The 21,593-nt window shown below is 43.9% G+C and carries 18 protein-coding genes; 10 read left to right on the forward strand and 8 right to left on the reverse strand.

Annotated features, from left to right (window positions below):
• Positions 1 to 40: 40 nt before the first annotated feature.
• The gene (locus C1A09_RS01335; protein ID WP_101541938.1) at positions 41 to 1,846 is read right to left on the reverse strand and encodes a mechanosensitive ion channel family protein; all 1,806 of its coding nucleotides are present in this window, start codon (positions 1,844 to 1,846) and stop codon (positions 41 to 43) included.
• Positions 1,847 to 1,969: 123 nt separating this feature from the next.
• Between C1A09_RS01335 and C1A09_RS01340 the strand changes: the two genes are divergently transcribed.
• From C1A09_RS01340 to C1A09_RS01360, 5 genes are all read left to right on the forward strand, one after another.
• Positions 1,970 to 2,932 (forward strand): calcium/sodium antiporter, encoded by a 963-nt coding sequence (locus tag C1A09_RS01340; RefSeq protein WP_101541939.1) that lies wholly within the window; start codon positions 1,970 to 1,972, stop codon positions 2,930 to 2,932.
• A 137-nt stretch (positions 2,933 to 3,069) separates the two neighbouring features.
• The gene (locus tag C1A09_RS01345; RefSeq protein ID WP_101541940.1) at positions 3,070 to 4,206 is read left to right on the forward strand and encodes an N-acetyltransferase; all 1,137 of its coding nucleotides are present in this window, start codon (positions 3,070 to 3,072) and stop codon (positions 4,204 to 4,206) included.
• A gap of 145 nt (positions 4,207 to 4,351) precedes the next feature.
• Positions 4,352 to 6,226 carry a DNA topoisomerase IV subunit B gene (locus C1A09_RS01350; RefSeq protein ID WP_101541941.1) on the forward strand — a complete coding sequence of 625 codons (1,875 nt, stop codon included), beginning with the start codon at positions 4,352 to 4,354 and terminating at the stop codon, positions 6,224 to 6,226.
• Positions 6,223 to 6,675, forward strand: coding sequence for a pantetheine-phosphate adenylyltransferase (coaD, locus tag C1A09_RS01355; protein ID WP_101541942.1), 453 nt, complete (start codon positions 6,223 to 6,225; stop codon positions 6,673 to 6,675). Before C1A09_RS01350 ends, coaD begins: the two co-directional genes overlap by 4 nt.
• A gap of 16 nt (positions 6,676 to 6,691) precedes the next feature.
• Entirely contained in the window at positions 6,692 to 8,311 is a 1,620-nt protein-coding gene (locus tag C1A09_RS01360) for a S41 family peptidase (protein ID WP_101541943.1), read from the forward strand.
• Between the two features lie 8 nt (positions 8,312 to 8,319).
• On the opposite strand, the gene C1A09_RS01365 is transcribed toward C1A09_RS01360, so the two are convergent.
• Complete coding sequence (locus tag C1A09_RS01365; protein ID WP_101541944.1) at positions 8,320 to 8,922, reverse strand: phosphatase PAP2 family protein; 603 nt, start codon at positions 8,920 to 8,922, stop codon at positions 8,320 to 8,322.
• 113 nt (positions 8,923 to 9,035) lie between these two features.
• Between C1A09_RS01365 and C1A09_RS01370 the strand changes: the two genes are divergently transcribed.
• The 4 genes from C1A09_RS01370 to C1A09_RS01385 all read left to right on the forward strand — a co-directional run bounded on the left by C1A09_RS01370 (position 9,036) and on the right by C1A09_RS01385 (position 13,723).
• Complete coding sequence (locus C1A09_RS01370; RefSeq protein ID WP_101541945.1) at positions 9,036 to 9,944, forward strand: helix-turn-helix domain-containing protein; 909 nt, start codon at positions 9,036 to 9,038, stop codon at positions 9,942 to 9,944.
• 302 nt (positions 9,945 to 10,246) lie between these two features.
• Positions 10,247 to 10,951, forward strand: coding sequence for a succinate dehydrogenase/fumarate reductase cytochrome b subunit (locus C1A09_RS01375; RefSeq protein WP_101541946.1), 705 nt, complete (start codon positions 10,247 to 10,249; stop codon positions 10,949 to 10,951).
• Between the two features lie 36 nt (positions 10,952 to 10,987).
• A complete protein-coding gene (locus tag C1A09_RS01380) occupies positions 10,988 to 12,934 on the forward strand; it encodes a fumarate reductase/succinate dehydrogenase flavoprotein subunit (RefSeq protein WP_101541947.1) in 1,947 nt (648 codons plus the stop codon).
• A gap of 33 nt (positions 12,935 to 12,967) precedes the next feature.
• Positions 12,968 to 13,723 (forward strand): succinate dehydrogenase/fumarate reductase iron-sulfur subunit, encoded by a 756-nt coding sequence (locus tag C1A09_RS01385; protein WP_101541948.1) that lies wholly within the window; start codon positions 12,968 to 12,970, stop codon positions 13,721 to 13,723.
• A gap of 529 nt (positions 13,724 to 14,252) precedes the next feature.
• Here the strand turns inward: C1A09_RS01385 and dprA are convergent.
• The 3 genes from dprA to C1A09_RS01400 are packed head-to-tail and all read right to left on the reverse strand — an operon-like array spanning position 14,253 to position 17,129.
• Positions 14,253 to 15,371 carry a DNA-processing protein DprA gene (gene dprA, locus C1A09_RS01390; RefSeq protein ID WP_101541949.1) on the reverse strand — a complete coding sequence of 373 codons (1,119 nt, stop codon included), beginning with the start codon at positions 15,369 to 15,371 and terminating at the stop codon, positions 14,253 to 14,255.
• Positions 15,372 to 15,383: 12 nt separating this feature from the next.
• Positions 15,384 to 15,791, reverse strand: a complete 408-nt coding sequence (locus tag C1A09_RS01395) for an acyl-CoA thioesterase (RefSeq protein ID WP_101541950.1) — start codon at positions 15,789 to 15,791, stop codon at positions 15,384 to 15,386.
• Positions 15,792 to 15,839: 48 nt separating this feature from the next.
• Positions 15,840 to 17,129 (reverse strand): peptidase U32 family protein, encoded by a 1,290-nt coding sequence (locus C1A09_RS01400; protein WP_180949170.1) that lies wholly within the window; start codon positions 17,127 to 17,129, stop codon positions 15,840 to 15,842.
• Positions 17,130 to 17,200: 71 nt separating this feature from the next.
• Between C1A09_RS01400 and dusB the strand changes: the two genes are divergently transcribed.
• On the forward strand, positions 17,201 to 18,178 hold the full coding sequence (gene dusB, locus C1A09_RS01405) for a tRNA dihydrouridine synthase DusB (RefSeq protein ID WP_101541952.1): 978 nt from the start codon (positions 17,201 to 17,203) through the stop codon (positions 18,176 to 18,178).
• A gap of 140 nt (positions 18,179 to 18,318) precedes the next feature.
• Here the strand turns inward: dusB and C1A09_RS01410 are convergent, their stop codons facing one another.
• The 3 genes from C1A09_RS01410 to C1A09_RS01420 form a co-directional block, all read right to left on the reverse strand.
• A complete protein-coding gene (locus tag C1A09_RS01410) occupies positions 18,319 to 19,284 on the reverse strand; it encodes a phosphatase PAP2 family protein (protein ID WP_101541953.1) in 966 nt (321 codons plus the stop codon).
• Positions 19,275 to 20,282: an NAD-dependent epimerase/dehydratase family protein gene (locus C1A09_RS01415; RefSeq protein WP_101541954.1), complete on the reverse strand. Its 1,008-nt coding sequence runs from the start codon at positions 20,280 to 20,282 to the stop codon at positions 19,275 to 19,277. Before C1A09_RS01415 ends, C1A09_RS01410 begins: the two co-directional genes overlap by 10 nt.
• An 82-nt stretch (positions 20,283 to 20,364) precedes the next feature.
• Positions 20,365 to 21,315, reverse strand: a complete 951-nt coding sequence (locus C1A09_RS01420; RefSeq protein WP_101541955.1) for a cation diffusion facilitator family transporter — start codon at positions 21,313 to 21,315, stop codon at positions 20,365 to 20,367.
• Positions 21,316 to 21,593: the final 278 nt, after the last annotated feature.

Here is a 21,593-nt window from a genome sequence, read left to right on the forward strand (position 1 = left end):
TCATATTCTTAATAGAGCCGGCTCCCCTCAACAGTCCGGCTCACTTCTTTTCCCGCCAATCATCTTTCGGAATTGTCGTCTCGCTCCCGTCACGTGTCGCCATGTAGTGGGGTGACATAATCTCTACACCCGCTTCATTGAATCTATCCTGAATATTCTGGTGCAGATCTGAATAAACCTGCGCCAAACGGTTGGCATCTTTGATATAGGCATTTACCTGATAAACAGGATACCAGTCGCTGAGAGAGGTTTCCAATACAAAAGGACGAGGATCGTCTATTACACCAGGGGTATTCAATGCCGCATCTATCAATAACTGATGTACTTGCCGCCAGGGAACATCATAGCCGATGGTTACTTCGGAATGGATAATCAAACCGTATTCACGTGCAGAAGCACTATAGTTCACGGTATGGGAAGACATGATAAAAGAGTTGGGGATAGTCACTACCTCATTCTTCGGAGTACGAATACGGGTGACGAGCGGAGTTTTCTCAATAACGTTGCCCGTAGTGTCGTTCAGCTGGATACGGTCACCCAATTTGAAAGGCCGCATATAAGTGATGACTAAACCCGCTATGATATTGCCGATAACCGTACTGGAGCCAAGCGAAACAATCAAACCTACAAAGACAGATATACCCTGGAATACGCCCGATTTAGACCCCGGTAAGTAAGGATATATCATCGCAATCATAAATGCGTAAAGTAAAAAGCGGACAATGTGAAAAGTCGGTATTGCCCAATCAGGATAAAATCCGCGTATCTTCAAGCGTTCAGACTGAACTTCGTTCGCCAGATAACGCACCAATCGAACCAGATATTTGACGGCATACCATATCACAAAAATGGTAAACAAATTGGGGATATAGTCTACTACTCCAAGAAAAATACCTTTTATCGGATCCCAAATGTAAGAAAACAGTTTAAAAGCGAGGTTCTTGGTCTGCGGAAAAATTGAGAAAAGCAGGGGAACCGTGAGCAATAACTGAAGCAACATGAATACATATCGCAAGAGGTTGGCAAAAAAAACAAGAAGATTTACCTGTTTCTGTGTATCCAGCAGTTCGTAATCTTGAATGGAAACAGGCTTCAGTTTCGTATCCTTCAGCTTCTGTATACGCACTTTCAGTTTCCTGAACAACCAATTGGTGAACCGGAACAAAAGATATTGTCCCACAAGTACAAGAATAAAGTAGAGGATACGTTTTCCCAGTTGCCAGAAACTATGTTCTTCTTTCATCGCCTTGAGCTTATGTACAATGACTTTCCGGTTATTCGCCGCCAACTGTTCACGAGTACAATTCTCCCACAATGCATCCTGATCAATGAAAGACACGATAACTTTATCACCATACATCAAATCTGTAACGATATCAGTGCTTTCGATATGTAATGAATCCGGACGTAAGCCGAAACGTCTCCCCAACTCCGTTATAGCAATAGAATCCATCTCAGCACGTTGCCGGGGAGTATGTCCACCGCGCTTGGCATAAAGATAGAACAAGGTATCGCCTTCTACGACCACAGGTACACCGGAAGTAACTGCCCGTAACGAATCAATACGTTTTCGCTGTTGTACCTGTCTCGCCGAATCAGCAGCAAAACTCGCCAACTTCAACTGTTCCATTTCCATTCGAAGGTTTGCTTCATTCAACCGTGCCATTTCCAATTCCTGTTTCATTATGGCCAATTGCCGTACCGAATCGGAATCGGCCTTCACTGGCCGAAGAGCCTGCAAACTATCGCTTTCTAAAGCATGAAGCACCTTTTCTACCAGTTGGGCGGAAACTCCATTTGTTGTAAATAATAGCAACAGCAGACATAAAAAACGAAATCCTCTCATATCTTTATTTCTTCATTAATTGTTTATTTGAGAAAGCTTTTTCTTAATAAGCGTTCAAACATACTGAATGTTTTCGATATTTCATAAAAGGTTTCATTATCTTTGTCCCCAAACAAAAAATCCATGAATATAATACTACTTATCGGAGGACTCCTCCTCATACTATTAGGCGCCAACGGGCTGACAGATGGAGCTGCATCCGTTGCCAAACGTTTTCGTATTCCCGGTATCGTTATCGGTTTGACAATTGTCGCTTTTGGAACTTCAGCACCGGAGTTGACGGTCAGTGTATCGTCTGCGTTGAAGGGAAGTGCAGATATCTCCATCGGTAATGTGGTGGGAAGCAATATTTTCAATACACTAATGATTGTAGGTTGCACGGCGCTTTTTGCACCGATTGTCATTACCAAGGATACATTGCAAAAGGAAATTCCACTCTGTATTCTCTCATCCATCGTTTTGTTGATCTGCGCCAACGATATATTTTTAGATGGCAGTAAAGAAAATATACTTAGTACTACCGATGGCTTGCTATTGCTTTGTTTCTTTGCTATCTTTATGAGCTACACTTTTGCCATCGCTTCACGTGGTTCGGAAAATGCCGATGGTAATGTGGAGGAAATCAAACAATTTCCGATGTGGAAATCCGCTTTATACATCATAGGTGGACTCGGAGCCTTAATTACCGGAGGTAATTTCTTTGTAGACGGTGCAACGGGTATCGCCCGCAGTCTGGGGATCAGCGAATCGGTTATCGGGCTTACACTCGTAGCCGGAGGAACTTCACTGCCCGAACTCGCCACTTCCATCGTAGCCGCTTTGAAGAAGAACCCGGAAATTGCTATCGGAAACGTTATCGGCAGTAATCTTTTCAATATATTTTTCGTGTTGGGTTGTAGCGCGTCTATCACGCCATTACGATTGGCAGGTATTTCAAATATGGACTTGTGGGTATTGGCAGGTTCCGGCATCCTGCTTTGGCTGTTCGGATTATTCTTTGCCAAACGGACAATCACGCGTATTGAAGGTAGTATCATGGTACTATGCTATATCATTTATACAGCCGTATTGATTTATCAATCTTAGAAAGATACTCTTGAAGAATACAGGTATGACGTCTTTACAATATCGGAAAAATAGACATCAGTAAGATAGTTTTTGAAACCTCAACGCGGTATTTTGAAGATTATCACGTATCTTTGCCTACTCAATATAAAATGACTATGGCAATTACAATTAAAAAGGTTTCTACAAAAAAAGAGTTGAAACGGTTTATCCGTTTTAACTATAAATTATACAAAAACAATCCATACTCAGTACCCGACCTCTACGACGACATGCTCAATACCTTTAACAAGAAGAAGAATGCCGCCTTTGAGTTCTGCGAAGCGGATTACTTCCTTGCCTATAGAGATGGTGAAATCGTAGGACGTGTAGCTGCCATCATCAACCGTAAAGCCAATGAAACCTGGAACAAGAAAGAGGTACGCTTCGGATGGATTGATTTCATTGACGATCCGGAAGTGTCGGAAGCTCTGATACGCAGCGTAGAAGAGTGGGGTAAAGAGCGTGGCATGACGCATATACAAGGTCCGCTCGGTTTTACCGACTTTGACGCCGAGGGCATGCTTATAGAAGGCTACGACCAGCTCAGTACAATGGCGACCATTTACAATCATCCCTATTATCCCGAACACATGGAACGTATGGGATTTGAGAAGGATGCCGACTGGGTGGAATATAAAATATATATCCCCGAGGCTATTCCCGACAAACATAAACGGATTTCAGATCTCATCCAACGCAAATATAATCTTAAAATCAAGAAGTATACTTCCTCCAAAAAGATTGCCCATGACTATGGACAGGCTATTTTCGAACTGATGAACGAAGCATATAGCCCACTCTATGGTTACTCTGCCCTAACTCAACGCCAGATCAACCAATACGTAAAGATGTATTTGCCTATCTTGGATCTACGCATGGTGACACTTGTGACGGATTCCGAAGACAAACTTGTCGCTGTAGGTATCTCCATGCCTTCCCTGTCGGAAGCTTTACAGAAATCGCATGGCCGTTTGCTACCTTTCGGATGGTACTATTTATTAAAGGCCCTGTTCATGAAACGGCGTGCCAAGATGCTGGATTTATTGTTGGTTGCCGTGAAACCGGAATACCAGAACAAAGGTGTTAACGCTTTGTTGTTTTCCGATCTAATTCCGGTTTATCAGAAATTAGGTTTTATATTTGCAGAAAGCAATCCCGAATTGGAACTGAACGGCAAAGTACAAGCCCAATGGGAATACTTCAAGACCGAACAGCATAAACGGAGAAGGGCATTCATTAGAGAAATAAGATAATCTCTTTTTATATCCGGCTGATAATAGCCTAATTTCATATCAATAGTAGGCAACATTCAAATGTATCCGAAAACAATATTGACAAACAAGTAATTACGTATCCTTGCATTTAAAGAAAAGATATCACAATAATTAAGTGTAAAGTATGGAAGAAGAAATCAACGGACTGATACCCGGAAACAATGTAGAATATACGGAAGATAACATTCGTCACTTGGACGATATGGAACATATCCGTGTACGCTCGGGTATGTACATCGGTCGTCTGGGTGACGGCTCACAAAACGATGACGGTATCTATGTATTGTTGAAAGAAGTTATGGACAACAGCATCGATGAATTCAAAATGGGTGCCGGTAAACGTATCGAAGTCAACATAGAAGATAACCTTCGCGTGAGCGTACGCGACTACGGACGAGGTATTCCGCAAGGAAAGTTAGTTGAGGCAGTCAGTAAGTTGAATACCGGTGGTAAATACGACAGCAAGGCCTTCAAGAAAAGTGTCGGACTGAATGGTGTAGGTATCAAAGCTGTAAATGCCCTTAGCAGCCGTTTTGAAGTACGTAGCTACCGCGACGGTAAAGTGCGTACGGCTATTTTCGAAAAAGGCGTACTGATAAATGACGTAACAGAAAATACCCTGGAAGAAAATGGAACTTATATCTTCTTTGAAGCAGACAATACACTTTTCCTGAATTATTCTTATCAGAATACATTTGTAGAAACCCTACTACGTAATTATACCTACCTGAATACAGGACTTGCCATCATCTACAACGGCCAGCGGATTTTGTCACGCCACGGATTGGAAGATTTGTTGAAAGACAATATGACAGCCGAAGGCTTATACGATATCATTCACTTGAAAGGCGAGGATATCGAAATAGCATTTACACATACCAATCAATACGGTGAAGAATATTATTCTTTCGTAAACGGCCAGCATACCACTCAAGGAGGTACTCACCAAAGTGCATTGAAGGAACATATCGCCCGGACAATCAAAGAGTTTTATAACAAGAACCAGGATTATGCCGATATTCGTAACGGTATTGTTGCCGCCATCGCCATCAATGTAGAAGAGCCCCAATTTGAAGGACAAACCAAGACCAAACTAGGTTCTCCTTCAATGGAACCGGGTGGCGTAAGTATCAATAAATATGTAGGTGACTTCATTAAAACGGAAGTGGATAATTATCTCCACAAAAACCCGTTGGTGGCAGAAGTCATGCTACAAAAGATACAAGATTCCGAGAAAGAGCGTAAAGCAATAGCCGGTGTAACCAAATTGGCTCGTGAACGTGCCAAGAAGGCCAATCTGCATAACCGCAAGTTGCGTGACTGCCGTTTCCACCTGAGTGACGGAAAAGGTAAAGACCAGGAAACAGAATCGTGTATCTTCATCACCGAGGGCGACTCTGCCAGCGGTTCTATCACCAAAAGCCGGGACGTAAACACACAAGCCGTATTCAGTTTGCGCGGTAAACCGCTCAATTCTTACGGACTGACTAAAAAGGTGGTTTACGAGAACGAGGAATTCAACCTCTTGCAAGCTGCCCTGAATATTGAAGACGGTATCGAAGGATTACGCTACAACAAAGTGATAGTGGCTACCGATGCCGATGTGGATGGTATGCATATCCGCCTGCTGATTATTACGTTCTTCTTGCAATTCTTCCCCGATTTGATCAAGAAAGGGCATGTTTACATTCTTCAAACTCCGTTATTCCGTGTACGCAATAAGAAAAAGACCAATTATTGCTATACGGAAGACGAGCGTCTGAAATCCATCGAGGAACTGGGTCCCAATCCGGAAATTACCCGGTTTAAGGGTTTGGGAGAGATATCACCGGATGAATTCAAACATTTTATCGGTAAAGATATGCGTTTGGAACAAGTATCTCTGCGCAAAACAGACTTAGTAAAAGAGTTATTGGAATTCTATATGGGTAAAAACACAATGGAACGACAAAACTTTATTATCAACAACTTGGTTATAGAAGAAGATTTAGCATCATGAGAAGAGCAATCTTTCCGGGAACATTCGACCCGTTTACTATCGGACATTCTTCGGTAGTAAGCCGTGCGCTGACTTTTATAGACGAAATAGTCATAGGAATCGGTATCAACGAAAATAAAAACACCTACTTCCCTATCGAGAAGCGCGAAGAAATGATACGGAACTATTACCGGAATGAACCACGTATCAAAGTACAATCATACAATTGCCTGACTATCGACTTTGCCAAACAGGTAGATGCCAATCTGATTGTGCGAGGTATCCGTACCGTAAAAGATTTTGAGTACGAAGAAACTATTGCAGATATCAACCGCAAATTGACAGGCATTGAAACTATTCTGCTCTTTACGGAACCTGAATTGACTTGTATCAGCTCGACCACCGTACGTGAATTGTTACAATATGGAAAAGATATAAGTATGTTCATTCCAAAAGGAATGGAAATATAATATAAAGAAACAAGATATGAGAAAAATTTTATTCATTATTATATGTATGTGCGCTGTGACAGCGCAGGCACAAAAACTAAATAACGAAGCTATTCGTAAACTACAAATGGCAGAATTTGCTATCGCTAATCTTTATGTAGATTCCGTAGATGAAAACAAGCTGGTAGAAGAAGCCATCATCAAAATGCTGGCACAACTCGACCCGCATTCCACCTACAACGATGCTGAAGAAGTGAAAAAGATGAACGAACCGTTGCAAGGCAATTTTGAAGGTATCGGCATACAGTTCCAAATGATAGAAGATACTCTGCTCGTAGTGCAACCCGTCAGCAACGGACCTTCTGAAAAAGTAGGTATCCTTGCCGGCGACCGTATTGTAGCAGTCAACGACTCTGCCATTGCCGGGGTAAAGATGAGTACTGAAGATATTATGAGCCGCCTGCGCGGGCCAAAAAATTCGGAAGTTAAACTGACTGTTGTGCGCCGTGGTGTAAACGAAACGCTCTATTTCACCGTGAAACGGGATAAAATTCCTATCTTGAGTTTGGATGCGGCCTATATGATACAACCTAAAACAGGATATATCCGCATCAACCGTTTTGCAGCGACAACTGCCGAAGAATTTACCCAGGCTCTTAAAGAGTTGCAGAAAAAAGGGATGAAGGACTTGATACTCGACCTACAAGGTAACGGTGGAGGTTATTTGAATGCCGCCATCGATCTTGCCAATGAGTTCTTGCAACAAAAAGACCTTATTGTATATACTGAAGGGAGAACTTCCCGCCGGAGCAACTTTTATTCCAAAGGTAACGGTAACTTTAAAAACGGACGTCTCATTGTGCTGGTAGATGAATATTCTGCATCAGCCAGCGAGATTGTGACCGGTGCTATTCAAGACTGGGACAGAGGAGTGGTGGTAGGCCGCCGTACATTTGGTAAAGGATTGGTACAACGTCCTATTGATTTGCCGGACGGCTCGATGATACGTCTCACCATTGCCCGTTATTATACTCCTTCCGGACGTTGTATACAGAAACCATACGACAAGACTGCCAAATTGGATGGCGGCAGATCGGGAGGAGAAGAAAATCTGGAGAAATATAATCAGGAGTTGATAGATCGTTTTAATCACGGCGAACTGATGCATGCCGACAGTATCCACTTCCCGGACTCACTAAAATATCAAACTAAGAAACTTGCCCGTACTGTATATGGCGGAGGAGGTATCATGCCAGACTTCTTTGTCCCGATTGATACGACTCAATATACCGATTACCACCGTAATCTGGTAGCTAAAGGTGTAGTTATCAAAACTACCATGAAATTCATAGAGAACCACCGGAAAGAATTGAAGAACAAATACAAGAAGTTCGATACCTTCAATGAGAAGTTTGAAATTGGTGATGAAATTCTGAATGACATGCTTGCCACAGCCGAGAAAGAGAAAATAGAGTTCAATGAAGAACAATATAAAAAATCCCTGCCACTGATAAAGACTCAGCTGAAAGCCTTGATAGCCCGTGATTTATGGGATATGAACGAATATTTTCAAGTTATGAATACTACGAATAACAGTGTAAAACAGGCCTTAAAGGTATTGAACGAGGGAACCTATGAGAAGATGGTAAAAAGATAAGCTTTTTCTCACTTTCCGAACAGCCACCTATTCAGATATTTATTAACAAAAACATTTACTATGGCGCAACCGGCACCTATAGCCGCACCTGCCAATACATCCGAAGGGTAATGAACCCCTTCGTTCATTCGTGATACTCCAACCGAACAAGCCCACAAAGCGGAGGGTGCTATGACATACCATTTCGGATACTTTATGCATAAAGAAGTAGCAAAGGCAAAAGCCGTTGCCGTATGACTTGACGGAAACGAAGGGCTACTTTCATAACTATAGGGGTGCACCCTGTCAGGGAAAGCGTCATATGGACGTTCGCGGTCAATCAGATATTTCATACCGTAGGTCACAACAAATGCACCGGCAACACTCGTTCCAACATAAACAGCATCTTTCAACAACTCCTTATCTTTCTTTGCCCAAGCAGTCAGAGCCATGGCGACTGGAACCCCTATTACGACGTATGGTTCGGAACGTGAAATAAATTTATTATAATTACGGACAAACTTATTGTCCCAACTATTGACTTTATGCAACGTATTAATATCCCAATTTTGCGAAAAGAGATTTGATACAACAACAAAAGCAAAAAATACAAAAAAAACAGATTGTTTCATGAAGTGAGCCTATTAGTTTGCTGCAAAGATAGCCCAAATAGTTAGAGTTTTCACAAAATTATTCTATCTTTGTTGCCACATTTTACATATTAATACAATTCAGTAGCTCATTCATGACATCAGATAATTGCTGCATTCGACAAATCGACTGTAGGCTATGTCCTCAAGTATCTAATGAAGTATTGGTCTATCGCCGATATTCCAAAGGGCAACATTTCCCTGCTGAAAAGTATACACAGAATTGCATAATTTTCATGCTGAAAGGAGAGTTGTTGGTAAACAGTGACGAGTATCCCGGTACCACCCTGCAAGCTCAACAATTCATCCTTCAAGCTATCGGTTCCAAAGTAGAATTATTGGCGTTGACCGATGTAGAATATATTGTTTATTGGTTTACCGAACTTCCTCTCATCTGCGAAGAACGCTATAAGGAAATATTGGAACACTCACAAGCCCCATTGACCTATACTCCTTTAATTGCCATCCCCAAGCTTACCAATTTATTGAAGGATTTAACCGAATCACTCAACGAACAGTCAAATTGTTGTGGCAAGTATATTGAACTGAAATGTCAGGAACTGGTCTATATTCTGACCTGTTATTACCCCATCCACCAAATCAGTATATTCTTCTACCCGATCAGTACATATACGGAAAGTTTCCACTATTTCGTGATGCAGAATTATGACAAAGTGAAGAATGTAGAAGAATTTGCACACCTTGGCGGATATACTACCACCACTTTCCGCCGATTGTTTAAAAACATGTATGGAGTACCGGTATACGAATGGATTTTGGACAAGAAACGTGAGGGTATCCTGAACGACCTGCAAACTACCAAACAACGTATTTCCGTCATCAGCACCCGGTATGGCTTCGATTCGTTGTCCCACTTCGCACATTTCTGCAAAGACTCTTTTGGAGACACTCCCCGCTCCTTGCGCAAACGTGCCGCTAACGGTGAGAAAATCTCGATTATCTGTAAAGGACAAGACGAAGAGCAAGAAGAAGGCGAAGAATAGCCACCCCTCAAAAAACACTGATTACCAACACATTGACAACCATATAGATGGCTTGTGAGGGAACTATATATCCCTCGCGAGGGATATTAAGATCTATCACAAGGAGTATTAAGAACTATCGCGAGGGATATTAAGATCTGTCGGAAGCGAAATACAGACGTCTCAAGACATTCCTAATTACGGAATTATTTCCTTAATTCCTTGCTTAATCAAGGTATTTCATCTATTTTTGCGAGAAATTAGCGGAATTGTCTTTAATGAATATATTTTCTAACTATTAAATAATTTAAATTCAATCATTTATGTGGTTAAGTAATTCATCTGTAGGAAGGAAAGTGGTGATGAGCGTTACCGGTATCGCCCTTGTCCTGTTTCTGACGTTTCACATGGCGATGAACCTTGTTGCACTATTCTCTGTAAAGGGATACAACATGGTTTGTGAGTTCCTGGGAGCAAACTGGTATGCATTGGTAGCTACAGTAGGTTTGGCTGCTTTGTTCATCATCCACATTATTTATGCTTTCTGGTTGACTATGCAAAACCGCAAAGCACGCGGTAGCGAACGCTATGCCGTAGTAGAAAAGCCGAAGACCGTAGAATGGGCTTCTCAAAACATGCTTGTGCTGGGCATTATCGTAATCGTCGGCATCGGTTTGCACCTGGTAAACTTCTGGGCTAAAATGCAACTTCCCGAACTGATGCACAACATGGGGATGCATGCCGACATGCTGACTTTAGCGTATGCCGCCAACGGTGTTTACCACATTCAGAACACCTTTGCTAATCCGGTATTCGTAGTGCTTTACCTCATTTGGCTGGGCGCACTGTGGTTCCACCTGACTCACGGTTTCTGGAGCTCTATGCAGTCTCTGGGCTGGAACAACAAAGTATGGATCAACCGTTGGAAATGTGTATCCAACATCTACTCCACTATCGTTGTTGTATGCTTCGCTCTGGTAGTTGTCGTGTTCTTCATCAAATCTTTGATGTGCAGCGGCGCTTGCTAATTTGTAAATTGTAAATGATTAAATTGTAATAGCATTATGACTAAGATAGATTCTAAAATACCGGAAGGACCGGTAGCTGAGAAATGGACCAATTATAAAGCTCACCAAAAATTAGTAAATCCCGCCAACAAACGCCGCTTGGATATCATCGTAGTAGGAACCGGATTGGCCGGTGCTTCTGCTGCCGCTTCCCTCGGTGAAATGGGTTTCAGAGTGTTCAACTTCTGCATTCAAGATTCTCCGCGCCGTGCACACTCCATCGCTGCACAGGGTGGTATCAATGCTGCCAAGAATTATCAAAACGACGGTGACTCTGTTTACCGGTTGTTCTACGATACAGTGAAGGGTGGCGACTACCGTGCCCGCGAAGCTAACGTTTACCGTTTAGCTGAAGTTTCAAACAGTATTATCGACCAATGCGTAGCACAGGGGGTTCCTTTCGCCCGTGAATATGGCGGTTTGCTTGACAACCGTTCCTTTGGCGGCGCTCAGGTATCCCGTACATTCTATGCCAAAGGCCAGACAGGCCAGCAGTTGTTGTTGGGTGCTTATTCTGCACTGAGCCGTCAGGTAAATGCAGGTACGGTAAAACTGTTCACTCGTTATGAAATGCAGGACGTTGTCCTCATTGACGGACGTGCCCGCGGTATCATTGCAAAAAATCTCGTAACAGGTAAACTGGAACGTTTTGCCGCTCATGCGGTGGTAATCGCTACAGGCGGTTACGGAAATGCATACTTCCTGTCTACCAACGCCATGACTTGTAATTGTACGGCCGCTATTGCCTGCTACCGCAAAGGTGCATGGATGGCCAATCCGGCATACGTACAAATCCACCCGACTTGTATTCCGGTACACGGTGACAAACAATCTAAACTGACTTTGATGTCTGAGTCCCTCCGTAACGACGGTCGTATCTGGGTTCCCAAGAAACTGGAAGATGCCAAGAAATTACAGGAAGGCACTCTGCAAGGAAAAGATATTCCTGAAGAAGACCGCGACTATTATCTGGAACGCCGCTATCCGGCATTCGGTAACCTCGTTCCGCGCGACGTTGCCAGCCGTGCAGCTAAAGAGCGTTGCGATAAAGGTTATGGCGTAAACAACACCGGCCTTGCCGTATTCCTCGACTTCAGCGATGCAATCAACCGTCTGGGCAAAGACGTGGTAGCTCAACGCTACGGTAACCTCTTCGACATGTACGAAGAAATCACTGACGTCAGTCCCTATGAAAATCCGATGATGATTTATCCGGCTATCCACTACACAATGGGTGGTATCTGGGTAGACTATGAACTGCAAACTTCTATCAAGGGTCTGTTTGCCATCGGTGAATGCAACTTCTCCGACCACGGCGCAAACCGTCTTGGTGCTTCTGCATTGATGCAAGGTTTGGCTGATGGTTACTTTGTATTGCCTTACACTATCCAGAACTATCTGTCCGACCAGATTACCGTTCCCCGTTTCTCTACCGACTTGCCTGAGTTTGTAGAAGCAGAAAAAGCGGTTCAGGACAAGATCAATTGGATGATGAATATCAAGGGCAAAGAATCTGTTGACTCCATCCACAAGAAACTCGGTCACATCATGTGGGAATATGTAGGTATGGGACGTACTGCCGAAGGTCTGAAAGAAGGACTTGCCAAGATGAAAGAAATCCGCAAGGAATTCGAGACCAACCTCTTCATCCCCGGCGACAAAGAAGGCATGAACGTTGAACTCGACAAAGCTATCCGTCTGTACGACTTCATCACTATGGGAGAATTGGTAGCATATGATGCTTTGAACCGCGATGAGAGCTGCGGCGGACACTTCCGTGAAGAATATCAGACTGAAGAAGGTGAAGCTAAGCGTGATGACGAGAATTTCTTCTATGTTGCTTGCTGGGAATACCAAGGTTCCGACGAAAAAGCTCCGTTGCTGTTGAAAGAACCGTTGGTTTACGAAGCCATCAAAGTACAGACTCGTAATTACAAGAGCTAATTGGGAAGTTGAACATTTAAAGAACTAAAGAAAATGGATAAAAATATATCATTTACGCTCAAGGTATGGCGCCAAAAGGGTCCGAAAGCAAAAGGCGCTTTTGAAACATACCAAATGAAAGATATTCCGGGCGATACTTCATTCCTTGAAATGCTGGATATTCTGAACGAACAGCTCATTAGTGAAGGTAAAGAACCGGTTGTATTCGATCATGACTGCCGCGAAGGTATTTGCGGCATGTGTTCCCTTTACATCAACGGACATCCCCATGGTCCTGCTACAGGTGCCACTACCTGCCAAATGTATATGCGCCGTTTCAATGATGGCGATACTATCACTGTAGAGCCTTGGCGTTCTGCCGGTTTCCCGGTTATCAAGGATTTGATGGTCGACCGTACGGCTTTCGACAAGATTATGCAGGCTGGCGGTTACGTCAGTGTACGTACAGGTGCCCCACAAGATGCTAATGCTATCCTAATTCCGAAACCTATCGCCGACGAAGCTATGGACGCTGCTTCTTGTATCGGTTGTGGCGCTTGTGTAGCTGCTTGTAAAAATGGTTCTGCCATGTTGTTTGTTTCTGCCAAGGTAAGTCAGTTAAATCTGTTGCCTCAAGGTAAGCCGGAAGCATTGCGCCGTGCTAAAGCGATGTTGAGCAAAATGGACGAACTTGGTTTCGGTAACTGTACAAATACTCGTGCTTGCGAAGCTGAATGCCCGAAGAACGTTTCCATCAGTAATATCGCACGCTTGAACCGTGACTTTATTATTGCAAAATTGAAAGACTGACAGGTACTTTCATTTCAAATATCATTTGATTAATATCACAAAAGAGACTCCTCTGCCGGGAAATTGGTAGAGGAGTTTTTTATTTGAAGCGCAAGTTACACGATGAAGCTCTGAAGTCTTTTCTTATTTTAGGAATACATTCCCGAATTAACAACAAGAAGCAATAACGAAACAGACAAACTCCACTAAAAGTTGACATTTCGTTAGCCATACATCATTAATGTTGTTCATATCGTCATTCCGTGTGCGAGAACAGTAAATATCCGTGAAAGAAATTTAAAAGATAGGCAAAGGAAGAATAAAAGTTTGCAGGATATATCCGAAACGCATACATTTGTCATGTGATTTTTTTCATAGTATTAGATTTAAGGTTAACAAAGGTTGGAGTACAGCGGTACTCCTTTTTTTATGTCCGCCCCCTTCCGGTCATGTCCGGGAACTTCGTTATATTCACTACCATCTTGTTAGCAGCAAAATGTTTATAGTATATATTTGCTATATGGCATTCGTTTATTGCGCTATCTCTACCTTACACCAACAAGCGATATACCCCACCAACCAATGCTTTCACTACTCCCTTCATTTCCAACTCAAACAGTAAAGTGCTCATGCGGTTTACGGGAATATTTGTTTCTACCACCAACGTGTTGATATGTAAGTCTCCCCGACAGGAAAGAATACGGACGATATTTTCTTCTTCGCCCGTCAGCTCCGGAAAAAGATTACGCTGGATACTTTCCGACTTGAAAGCCTGTTCCGGTTTCATCCACCCCATCGTTTGCAAAAAATCTTCCACATTCTGAATAAGAACCGCTTTATTATCGCGTATCAGACGATTACAACCCATCGAAGCGGCATCGGTGACACGACCAGGGACGGCAAAACAATCTCTATGATAACTTTCCGCCAGTTCGGCGGTAATCAATGAACCACCTTTTACAGCAGATTCTACAACGACAGTTGCATCGCTCATACCGGCTACAATACGATTACGGCTGACAAAGTTATGTTTGTCGGGATTGGTTTCAGTAAGGAACTCCGTAAGTAATCCGCCATTGGACAGCATATCAATGGCAGTTTTGCGATGAACAAAAGGATAGATACGATCCAAACCATGCGCCAGAACGGCAACGGTAGAAAGGTTATTCGCCAAAGCTGCACGATGGGCATGGATATCAATGCCGTAAGCCAGTCCGCTAACGACAAGAACATCGGGACAAAAAGCAGCCAAATCGTGAAGAAAATCGGTACAGAATTGCTTTCCATAGTCGGTGGCACGACGTGTACCTACCATATTGATGACACGCAAGCGATTGAGATCCGTATTCCCTTTGAAGAAAAGTACAAGCGGCGCGTCTTCACATTCGCGCAGACGGGAAGGATAAGCCTCATCATGAAAGGACAGGCAAGATAAGCCATTCTTTTCTACAAATTCCATTTCACGCTCCGCCCGCAGGAAGGCGGCAGGACAATCAAGGGCAGCGACTACCGCAGGATTTACTCCAGGAAGGAGTTCTGGCAATATCCGTCGCTGGTGAAAAACTTCGGTGGCACTACCCATACCGTCTATTAAACGCTTTGCCCCGATATGTCCTATACCGGGGCAAAGCGTAAGAGCTATACAGCAAATATGTTCGTCGTTATTCATTTCATCACAGATTTACACCGGCTTAAGATAAGAAGCAAAGATACTGTCGAAGAGCTCACTGTCACTTAAACGCCCGTTTACCACACATACCGTTTCGACTATGCCTTTCAGACAGACTTTACCGTCGGAAGCGCGAAAAATATCTTGATAGAAGACATATTTGATACCTTCTTTCTTCATATACAACTTGGACACAAACTCATCACCACTTTTCAATGGGGTCTTGAAAGCCATGCTGATACGCGCCACTACCGGATCTACCCCTTGCTCGTGCAATGCGGCAAAGCTGACTCCCGTACTCAGCAAAAACTCGTGCCGCGTGTGCTCCAGATAGTGCTGATAGTTCGCATTGTTAACAATACCTTGCAGGTCGCACTCATAGTCACGTACCTTCATTGCCAGTTCATAAATATAGTCCATACTCTATAATATTATCCCCTTATCACTCCACTACCTTATCTCCCCTTTTTATCCTCGCTGCTGTTCCACATCCAACCCCTTGAACTTCTTCAGTTCTTCTACGGAAACCAGCTTATACAACTTATCGCTAGGGCGTATCTTAACCGACTTCATCGAGAAATGTTGCCCCTTCTTCACCGTTTGCACAGATTTCAAGTCAACACGTGCTTCGTCTAGAGTAAGAAATTCCGCACCGGTCGTGGGACCTGTTATCAGCAGTTTATCACCTACGCTGACTTCGGCCGCCTCCACCAGAAACTCGGCTACTCCGATATTGGAGAAATAACGGATACCTTTGCCAACATAAATCTTACGTTCCGTAGCGGCAGAACCATAGTTCTTCGTCCATTCGCCCAAGCGTTGTCCCAGATAGTATCCATTCCAAAAACCACGGTTGAAAACAGTCTTCAACCGTTCATCCCAAACGGCAATCTTCTCATCGGTAAAGGTATCTTCCAGATAAGAACGGATTGCTTCTTTATAACATTCCACCACCGTACGTACATACTCGGGGCCGCGGGCACGTCCTTCAATCTTGAAAACACGTACACCGGCATCCATCATCTTGTTCATAAAATGAATGGTTTTCAAATCTTTCGGAGACATGATATACTGGTTATCGATATCCAGTTCCACATCTGTCTCTTTATCACGCACGGTATAAGAACGACGACACACCTGCATGCAGGCCCCCCTATTGGCAGAGTGATTCATTTCGTGCAACGAAAGGTAACATTTGCCTGAAACAGCCATGCAAAGAGCTCCGTGACAGAACATTTCAATGCGTATCTGCCGCCCGCCAGGACCACAGATATTCTCTTCCCGGATATGGCGATAGATCTCAGCGACCTGTTCCAGATTTAGTTCACGTGCCAGCACCACCACATCGGCAAACCGGGCATAGAACCGTAATGCTTCCACATTGGATATATTCAACTGTGTGGAAAGATGTACTTCCTGTCCTATCTGCCGCGCATAGCTCATCACCGCCACATCCGCTGCAATCACAGCCGATATACCTGCCTCATGAGCTGCATCCACGATGGTACGCATCAAAGGAATATCATTGTCGTAGATTATTGTATTCACCGTGAGATAACTTTTCATACCATGTTCGTCGCACGTCCGGGCTATCTCCCGCAAATCATCAATCGTGAAGGTATTGGCAGAACGGGCACGCATATTCAGGTTCTCAATACCGAAATAAATGGAATCCGCACCTGCCTGAATAGCGGCGGCAAGAGACTCGCGCGAGCCTACGGGCGCCATGATTTCAAAATCATCAATAGAGGGTTTCATCATATCTTTTTGAATTAGAGTATGCAAAGGTAGGCTTTTTTCCGTATTTTTGCAGGGAAATCATTTAGAATATGAAGATTAAAGATATAGACCTGGGCGAGCATCCCATTCTCCTCGCCCCGATGGAGGACGTTACCGACCCGGCTTTCCGGCTGATGTGCAAGCAGTTCGGAGCGGATATGGTATATACCGAATTCGTATCGGCCGACGCCTTGATACGTTCCGTAAGTAAGACGGAGCAAAAACTGAACATCAGTGATAAGGAACGTCCCGTAGCTATACAGATTTACGGAAAGGACACGGATACGATGGTAGAAGCCGCACGCATCGTAGAGCAGGCTCGTCCTGATGTATTGGATATTAACTTCGGTTGTCCCGTAAAGCGGGTGGCAGGCAAAGGCGCCGGAGCGGGCATGCTGCAAAACGTACCCAAAATGCTGGAGATTACCCGTGCAGTGGTAGATACAGTGAAGATACCCGTGACCGTGAAAACGCGCCTGGGCTGGGATACGAACAACAAAATCATCGTAGACCTTGCCGAACAGCTACAAGATTGTGGAATTGCCGCACTTACCATCCACGGCCGTACCCGTGCCCAGATGTACACCGGTGAAGCGGACTGGACACTCATCGGAGAAGTGAAGAAAAATCCTCGCATGCACATTCCCATCATCGGTAATGGTGATATCACCACACCCCAAAGAGCCAAAGAGTGTTTCGACCTTTATGGGGTAGATGCCATCATGATAGGACGCGCCAGTTTCGGTCGCCCGTGGTTCTTCAAGGAAGTAAAGCATTATCTGGAAACCGGAGAGGAACTGCCGCCGCTGAGTTCGGAATGGCGGTTGAACGTGCTTCGGCAAGAAGTGGAAGACAGTGTCAGCCTACTGGATGAGCGTAGGGGTATCTTGCATGTACGCCGCCACCTGGCTGCCAGTCCGCTTTTCAAAGGTATTCCTAATTTCCGGGATACAAGGATAGCGATGTTGCGGGCAGAAACGAAAGAAGACTTGTATCGTATCTTCGACAAGATAGAGCCAATGTTATAAACTGCAAATCAGCAGTCTGATGGATCTATAGTTCCATTGCGACAGACCTATAGATCTATCGCGACAGGCATAAAGAACTATCGCGAGGGATATTAAGATCTGTCGCGAGGCATCTATAGATGCCGGAAAAGAGGATAGGGTCACTTGAACATCGGCTGTGCAAACCACCGCTTGAACATCCACGTCACCACGATATAGAGTACAAAAGCAGAGAAGAAGCCTACAATAGCATCAATAAGATAATGCGCCTGGATGTATACCGTGGCTCCACAAAGCAACAAATAGAAAGGCAACAGACAGGCAAACAACCATTTATTTCCACGCCATGCCATAATCATCAGAATGGTAGACATGCCCACATGCGAACTTGGAAAGGCCGCCGTGGGGCGTTCACCCACTTGTTGTGAACCTTCCACCAGATTATAAAAAAAACCATGCTCGTATCCGGGACCGGGAAGAAGTTCCTGATGGTGATGGAAATAATCGCCGATGGCTGGGAATATGCCTTGCGCCACTTTATCTTCACCGATGGCAGGGAAATAGAATTGCGGACCGGCAACCGGAACAAAGATGTAAATCAGATAATAGATGAAGAAAGCAGTGACGATGACAAATGACACTTTCTCAAAAAGCTCGAAACGATAAAGAAAATACCACACTACTACGAGGAGAATCATCGGATAATAGGAGAAATACCCCATGTTGAAAGGTTCGCTCACCCACATTTGTGGAAAACGCAAACAGAACCATACGGCAGGTTGTCCGCCGAATATCCACTGCTCTGCCGATGCAAAGACGTGGTCGAGGTTAGGGAAAACACGGTTGAACTCAAATGTATCGGGATACCAGTAAGAAAGCAGCGACATCTGGATGGCAATGCGGACGAAAGCGGAGAACTTGCAAGGAGCAAGCCGGTAGAGATACATCAACAGAAACGTCATGCCGGCAATTATAACCCGGTCTGCCAGCATCTGCTCCGGATGGTCCATTTCCTGAAAAAGAAACAGAATTAAAATGGAAGTCAGCAGATTATATATCAGCGTAATCTTCTCAACAGCAAAGAGCCCTTTACGGGTTTCTACCCTTTTAAATAAATCTAAAGCCATCCTTTGTCTTTATACCATGCAATCGTTTCCTTCACTCCCCGTTCCAAATCGTATTCAGGACTGAAACCCAGTTCCTCAATAGCCGGAGCAATGTCACACTGCCAGTTACGTTGTTTCATTATTCTATATTTGTCCGAATTGAGCGTACTGGTGGTCTTCCGTTGCTTTGCCCAAAATTCAGCGAGCAAAGATACTACTTTCAGCACAATTAACGGGCATCTTAGGCGAATAACAAACGGATTGCCCAATTCTTTCCGTATCAAGTCCGAAAATGTACGGCTCTGATATACTTGGCCATCCGCCAGAAAATAGGCGCGACGGCACACTTTCTTGTCAATTCCCAAAAACACCGCTTGCACGATGTCTTTGACATAAATAAACGTCAGGTCCTGCCGGCGAAAACCAACCGAAAAATCGGTATGTTGCCGGATGGACTTCGCCACCAGGAAATAATCTTTCTCGCGCGGTCCATAAACTCCCGTAGGGCGGTAGATGACATACGGGAAACCCGGGATACTTTGCAAATAAAACTCCGCTTTCAGTTTGCTTAGCCCATATGCGGTATTGGGCACAGGTGTATCCGACTCCACGATGGGACGGTAAGTCTTCTCGCGCACGGGACCGAAAACGCTCAACGTACTGATGAAAATGAATTGTTTGGGAATCATGTTCAGCTCTCTCAGTGTATCCACAAAATATTTGGTCTGGAGATAGTTCACACGGTCAAAGTCACTCTTATCCACACATTTGGTGGCTCCGGCACAATGAACGATATAATCGAACTTGTTATAGGTTCCTTTATGGCCGGAAAGTTGCGCCCGCAATTCGTTGGGATGTGCAAAATCGAGCTCGAGAATATGTATCTTACGATTTTTCAAATATTCCCGGCTACTGGACGAACGGATACCCGCCCATACGCCAAATTTACGCTTTAATGCTTCTTCGACGATGAAACTCCCTATAAATCCACTGGCTCCTGTGATTAAAATCGTTTCCATTTACACGTTTACATATTTATGGTTTGACGACCGACAATTGAAATTACCTGGTATGTCATTCTCCTTATCACCCTATACTTTATCACCTCGCTATCCTATTGTCATTTCTTTCATCATCCTTTTTTATAGGCTCCAAGTGGATGCCGACATGGGTATTTTTACCAAACAGCTCTTTCAACTTGTCCTCAATGGCGGTCGCCGTATAGTGAGCTTCTTCCAATGATATCTTCCCATCCATACGTACATGCACCTCAATGGCGTAATAATTACCAATGCGACGCGTACGAAGATGATGTGGAGAGCTCACCCCGGGAAATGAAAGTATCGTTTCCTGTATCTTGTCTTCCACATCGGCAGGCAAAGACTTTTCCAATAATTCATCTACACAGGGAACCAATAACTGAATAGCCACTTTCATAATGAAAAGGCTGACGATAACTGCCGCAAGAGGATCCAGCACCCTCCACCGATTGCCCAAGAGGATGGCTCCACCGATACCAATGGCTGTACCTATGGACGACAACGCATCGCTCCGATGATGCCAAGCGTTGGCAACTACCGCTTGTGAATTCAGTTTTTTCCCCTGGAATATGGTATATTGGTAAAGTACCTCCTTGAAGATAATGGATACCACCGCCGCTATCAACGCCAACATACCGGGCTCTTGCAACGAACCTCCCCGCAGAAAACAATAAATGGAGGAAGCTCCGTTCCATAAAATCCCGAAACCCACAAACAAGAGGAAAATGCCAATAATGGCAGTAGCCAACGTTTCGTATTTTCCATGACCGTAATCGTGCCCCTCATCTTCGGGTTTCGAAGAGATACGCACAAAAACAATGACGATGATATCCGTAACAAAATCAGATAACGAGTGAACCGCATCTGCCAGCATAGCGGCACTATGCCCCATAATACCCGCAAAAAACTTAAAAATAAGCAACAAGAAATTCACCACGCTTCCTACAATCGTCACTCGGTAAATACTCTTTTCCCGGGTGCTGTTTTCTTTGTCAAAAGCTTGTTTTTTCATGTTATTTTTTGCTAAGTCGTTGCAAATATAGTACATAAATCTATTACGTACCGCCGTTCTTTAATTATTTTCATTTGACCGGCAAGATTTTAAGGGCAGATTGAACTACCGAAAACAATATTTTGTTTACTTTGCAAAGAAAGATCAGTTAAAAGTGGTAAGATGATAATGTGATAGTATGATAACGCAGTTGCGTAACCGTCTTTCTAAGTAGTAACTAGTAGTAATATGCTGTCAAAGTAATATCCCACTATCACTTTATCACCCCATAATATTTC

It is taken from the genome of Bacteroides cutis, assembly GCF_900241005.1.
Taxonomy (GTDB): domain Bacteria; phylum Bacteroidota; class Bacteroidia; order Bacteroidales; family Bacteroidaceae; genus Bacteroides; species Bacteroides cutis.

Bases quoted from the DNA above. Each gene is read 5' to 3' on its own strand.
- C1A09_RS01335 (WP_101541938.1), bottom strand. From the start codon at position 1,846: ATGAGAGGATTTCGTTTTTTATGTCTGCTGTTGCTATTATTTACAACA.
- C1A09_RS01340 (WP_101541939.1), top strand. From the start codon at position 1,970: ATGAATATAATACTACTTATCGGAGGACTCCTCCTCATACTATTAGGC.
- C1A09_RS01345 (WP_101541940.1), top strand. From the start codon at position 3,070: ATGGCAATTACAATTAAAAAGGTTTCTACAAAAAAAGAGTTGAAACGG.
- C1A09_RS01350 (WP_101541941.1), top strand. From the start codon at position 4,352: ATGGAAGAAGAAATCAACGGACTGATACCCGGAAACAATGTAGAATAT.
- coaD (WP_101541942.1), top strand. From the start codon at position 6,223: ATGAGAAGAGCAATCTTTCCGGGAACATTCGACCCGTTTACTATCGGA.
- C1A09_RS01360 (WP_101541943.1), top strand. From the start codon at position 6,692: ATGAGAAAAATTTTATTCATTATTATATGTATGTGCGCTGTGACAGCG.
- C1A09_RS01365 (WP_101541944.1), bottom strand. From the start codon at position 8,922: ATGAAACAATCTGTTTTTTTTGTATTTTTTGCTTTTGTTGTTGTATCA.
- C1A09_RS01370 (WP_101541945.1), top strand. From the start codon at position 9,036: ATGACATCAGATAATTGCTGCATTCGACAAATCGACTGTAGGCTATGT.
- C1A09_RS01375 (WP_101541946.1), top strand. From the start codon at position 10,247: ATGTGGTTAAGTAATTCATCTGTAGGAAGGAAAGTGGTGATGAGCGTT.
- C1A09_RS01380 (WP_101541947.1), top strand. From the start codon at position 10,988: ATGACTAAGATAGATTCTAAAATACCGGAAGGACCGGTAGCTGAGAAA.
- C1A09_RS01385 (WP_101541948.1), top strand. From the start codon at position 12,968: ATGGATAAAAATATATCATTTACGCTCAAGGTATGGCGCCAAAAGGGT.
- dprA (WP_101541949.1), bottom strand. From the start codon at position 15,371: ATGAATAACGACGAACATATTTGCTGTATAGCTCTTACGCTTTGCCCC.
- C1A09_RS01395 (WP_101541950.1), bottom strand. From the start codon at position 15,791: ATGGACTATATTTATGAACTGGCAATGAAGGTACGTGACTATGAGTGC.
- C1A09_RS01400 (WP_180949170.1), bottom strand. From the start codon at position 17,129: ATGAAACCCTCTATTGATGATTTTGAAATCATGGCGCCCGTAGGCTCG.
- dusB (WP_101541952.1), top strand. From the start codon at position 17,201: ATGAAGATTAAAGATATAGACCTGGGCGAGCATCCCATTCTCCTCGCC.
- C1A09_RS01410 (WP_101541953.1), bottom strand. From the start codon at position 19,284: ATGGCTTTAGATTTATTTAAAAGGGTAGAAACCCGTAAAGGGCTCTTT.
- C1A09_RS01415 (WP_101541954.1), bottom strand. From the start codon at position 20,282: ATGGAAACGATTTTAATCACAGGAGCCAGTGGATTTATAGGGAGTTTC.
- C1A09_RS01420 (WP_101541955.1), bottom strand. From the start codon at position 21,315: ATGAAAAAACAAGCTTTTGACAAAGAAAACAGCACCCGGGAAAAGAGT.